Genomic DNA, 237 nt, shown 5'->3' on the forward strand with positions numbered 1-237 from the left:
CCCCCGGCTGCCCGGGTGCGCAACCGGGTATAGATGTCCAGAGCCATTTTCAGATTGTCCCTGCCCCCCATAGTCTGAAGATATCTGCCCAGTGTTAACTCGATATCCTTGTTCTCACAGGGGGTGTTCGCCTTACCCCCTGCCGCCCGGGTGCGCAGCCGGGTATAGATCGCCAGTGCTGTTTTCAGGTTGTCCTCCCCTCCCATAATCTCGAGGTGCCTGCCCAGAGCCAGTTCG

1 protein-coding gene is annotated in these 237 nt (G+C 59.5%); it reads right to left on the reverse strand.

The window, feature by feature from the left end:
* Window positions 1-237: hypothetical protein (locus E1189_RS22325; protein WP_196220866.1), on the reverse strand; the 237-nt coding region annotated here is incomplete at both ends.

This window comes from Parendozoicomonas verongulae (assembly GCF_009711465.1).
GTDB lineage: Bacteria > Pseudomonadota > Gammaproteobacteria > Pseudomonadales > Endozoicomonadaceae > Sansalvadorimonas > Sansalvadorimonas verongulae.